Source organism: Gemmatimonadota bacterium, assembly GCA_026706345.1.
Taxonomy (GTDB): domain Bacteria; phylum JAAXHH01; class JAAXHH01; order JAAXHH01; family JAAXHH01; genus JAAXHH01.
Window position 1 is genome coordinate 1 of the sequence record JAPOYX010000190.1, and the last position, 3,292, is coordinate 3,292.

3 protein-coding genes are annotated in these 3,292 nt (G+C 62.1%); 2 read left to right on the top strand and 1 reads right to left on the bottom strand.

The features are described from left to right. Positions 1-79: 79 nt before the first annotated feature. Both OXG98_13050 and OXG98_13055 read left to right on the top strand, forming a co-directional pair. Positions 80-1,048, top strand: a complete 969-nt coding sequence (locus OXG98_13050) for a 4,5-dihydroxyphthalate decarboxylase (GenBank protein MCY3772930.1) — start codon at positions 80-82, stop codon at positions 1,046-1,048. Positions 1,049-1,094: 46 nt separating this feature from the next. Further along, entirely contained in the window at positions 1,095-2,144 is a 1,050-nt protein-coding gene (locus tag OXG98_13055; GenBank protein ID MCY3772931.1) for an aromatic ring-hydroxylating dioxygenase subunit alpha, read from the top strand. A 53-nt stretch (positions 2,145-2,197) separates the two neighbouring features. Here the strand turns inward: OXG98_13055 and OXG98_13060 are convergent, their stop codons facing one another. After that, complete coding sequence (locus OXG98_13060; GenBank protein ID MCY3772932.1) at positions 2,198-3,187, bottom strand: ABC transporter substrate-binding protein; 990 nt, start codon at positions 3,185-3,187, stop codon at positions 2,198-2,200. Positions 3,188-3,292: the final 105 nt, after the last annotated feature.

Genomic DNA, 3,292 nt, shown 5'->3' on the forward strand with positions numbered 1-3,292 from the left:
ATCACCGGCGCATGCACGCGGCAGGCCGCCTAGTACGGCATGGTCGACCATGGCGGTCCGCAATGCCATCAAGCTCACCATGGCGACCAGCCATTACGATCACTTTGCCGACCTGACCGGTGGGCTGGTGCCTGTGCAGGGCGTGGACGTCACCTGTCTCTCGATGCCCGTCGAGGAAATCTTTCATCGCTTCACCAGCTACCGCGAATGGGACATCTCGGAGATGTCCTTTGCGAAGTTCTCTGCGGTAGCGGCTCGGGATGACTGCGATATCACGGCCATACCCGTATTCCCGTCACGCGTATTCAGGCAGTCGTCAATCTTTGTGCGCGCCGATTCATCGTTGCGCGAGGCCGAAAGGCTCGTGGGCAGGAAGGTCGGTATTCCCGAATGGGCCCAGACCGCTGCGGTCTATACGCGGGGCTGGCTGATGCACGATCTCAATATCGAGTTGGCGGACATCGAATGGTACCAGGCCGGGGTCAACGCGCCGGGGCGTCGCGAGAAGGTTGCCCTGAGACTGCCCCCCGGGGTGACCTGCACCCCCGTTCCGGAAAAGTCACTGACCGAGATGCTTATTGGTGGCGAGCTCGATGCAGTGTTCTCGGCACATCCGCCGTTGCCGTTCGAGCAGCGTTCCGGTGAGATTCGTCAGCTTTTCGACGACCCGAAGAGCGTCGAGCGGGAGTATTACTTGCGGACAGGCATCTTTCCCATCATGCACGTCATTGCGATCCGAAAAGAAGTGCTTGACAGGCACCCATGGGTTGCAATGAACCTGATGAAAGCGTTCATGGAAGCTCGGGCCCGCTCCCTGTTGCGGGCGCGCGAGCTGACGGCAAGCCGGTTTCCCATTGCCTGGGGTCAGGACAGTTTCTCCGAGACCTGCGAACTTTTCGGGACGAGTCCGTTCCCGTACGGTGTGGAGGCCAACCGAAACACGCTGGAGGCCTTTTTGCTGTTCTGTCGTGAGCAGGGCGTGTGCGAACGTCAGCTTACACCCGAAGAGCTCTTTCCCGCAGAGGTACGAACACACTATGTCGTGTGATGCTTTCCGCGCCCGGACAGGAACTTGTTCCCCGGAGGTGTGAACAATGACCTTTCTCAAATATACGTGGTACGTCGCGGCCTGGAGCCATGAAGTCACCGATCAGCTCTTTGCCAGGACACTGCTCGGCCAGCGGGTGCTCATCTACCGAAAGCAAAACGGTGAGGCCGTAGCGATCGCCGACTATTGCCCGCACCGCTTTGCTCCTCTGAGTGCGGGCCGGTTGAAGGGCGACTTCGTGGAATGCGGGTACCACGGACTTCAATTCGACGGTAGCGGCCGCTGCGTCCACAATCCCCACGGAACAGTTGCTCCGCAGGCCGCCAGCGTTCCCGCTTACCCTCTGGTCGAGCGACACGGCATCTTGTGGATCTGGCCCGGCGACGCCGAGAAGGCGGATGATGCGGTGATTCCCGACTACGCCTATCTGACGGCGGAGAACTCGAAGACGGTGTACGGCGGTACCTTGGTTAGGGCGAACAACCAGCTGATTGTCGATAACCTGCTGGACGCAAGTCACACGCAGTACGTCCATCAGGATCTGCTTGGCACCGAGGCGTTCGCGAAGAGTACGCATGAGGTCATTGAGGAAGGCACTGCAGTTCACAGCAACTACCTGATTCCGGACAGCCGTGTGCCTGAAGCCTACAGGCCGTACTTCGACGGTGATACTCGGGTTGTAGAGTTCTCCGTCAATTTCCACTGGCAGCCGCCGGGGCTTGTGCGAAACCGGGTTTCCCTAACGCCCCACGACCGGCCCGATAATGCGATACGGCGCACCGGCACTCATCTGCTGACGCCGGAGACAGCAACCACCACTCACTATTTCTTTTCGCACACCAGAAACTTCAGACTGAGCGATCTGCGGATCGACGAGCAAGTCAGGCGCTGGCAGAAAGAAGGGCTAACGGAGCAGGATGTGCCGATGATCGAGGCGTGTCAGGAGGTCATGCGGCACATGGGAGAACCGACCGATCTGGATGCCCTACGTCCTGTACTGCTTTCGCTGGATACGGCGTGCGTCAAGGCCCGACGAATCCTGACGAAGCTGATCGAAGCCGAACAACATGGCCAGCGCTTCGCCGTCAAGGGTTGACGGTTGCTCTCCCAGGCAGATGCGGGGATGGGCGGCCGGCTGGCGGCGTCCAATCAGATGCTGTGACTCTCATAGGTTGCCGGATGGAAGAGCTCATTGACGGGCACGGGGCGCACTGACAGCCCCTGCTGGTGGTGGTGGCGGACGAACGCTTCAAGCGCGCGGCGATTGGACGCCACCCCATAGGACCAGAAGTCTGCGCCCATCAGCTCCCGGGCACCTTTCAGCTGCTCTTCGACGAAAGGCAGTGTCACCTTCGCTACCGACGTGTCGGCGAGCTGCTCCAGCGCGGCTGCCTTCGCCTGCCCGAAGGCCTTCAGGATGGCAGCGGGAAGCCAGGAGTGTTTCGCAGCCAGCGCCCTGCGGACACCCACCAGATGCATGATGGGAAACACGCCGCCGCGCCGGTAGTACGCCTGCGCCGCCGATACCGGGTCGGCGAACAACAGGCCCACCCTGGGATTGCGCGCCGCCGCGCCGCCGGGCGGCCGCGGCGCGATGAACCCGTCCAGGTCACCGCGGTCGAGCATTGCGGAAATCGTGTCACCCTCGGGCGCCTCTTCGAGCCGCACGCCCGCCGGCCGCTTCCGCTGGACTTTCTCGGGTCGTCCCGGCGTATTGATTCCGCCGCGCACCCAGGTGACATCCTCCGGATGCACGTTGTAGTCGTCCGCGAGGATCCCGCGCGCCCACACGATGGCTGTGAGCTGGTACTCGGGTACACCGACCCGCCGGCCCCTGAGATCCTGGGGACGCTTGATGCGGTCGGTGCGCACATAAATGGACGTGTGCCGAAAAGCCCGTGAGAGGAACACAGGGATACCGACGTAGGGGCACTCGTCATTGGCGGTCTGAACCAGGAAGCTCGACAAGGACAGTTCGCTGACGTCGAACTCGGCGTTGCGGAATGCCCGGAAGAACATCTCTTCGGGCGACAGCGTCATGAACACCGGGTTCACGCCGTCGATCTGCACGGTGCCGTCGAGCAGCGGGCGCGTACGGTCGTAATCGCCCACCGCCACCGAGAGTCGCAGTTTGCCCATGGCTCAATCCACCGTCCGGTCAGCGGTATCGAGGCCGGACGCTCGCCCGGGAGCCCCGGCATCGGGTCGATGGGTAACATGCGGGGCGATCGGCGGAGACACGCG

Bases quoted from the DNA above. Each gene is read 5' to 3' on its own strand.
- OXG98_13060 (MCY3772932.1), bottom strand. From the start codon at position 3,187: ATGGGCAAACTGCGACTCTCGGTGGCGGTGGGCGATTACGACCGTACG.
- OXG98_13050 (MCY3772930.1), top strand. From the start codon at position 80: ATGGCGACCAGCCATTACGATCACTTTGCCGACCTGACCGGTGGGCTG.
- OXG98_13055 (MCY3772931.1), top strand. From the start codon at position 1,095: ATGACCTTTCTCAAATATACGTGGTACGTCGCGGCCTGGAGCCATGAA.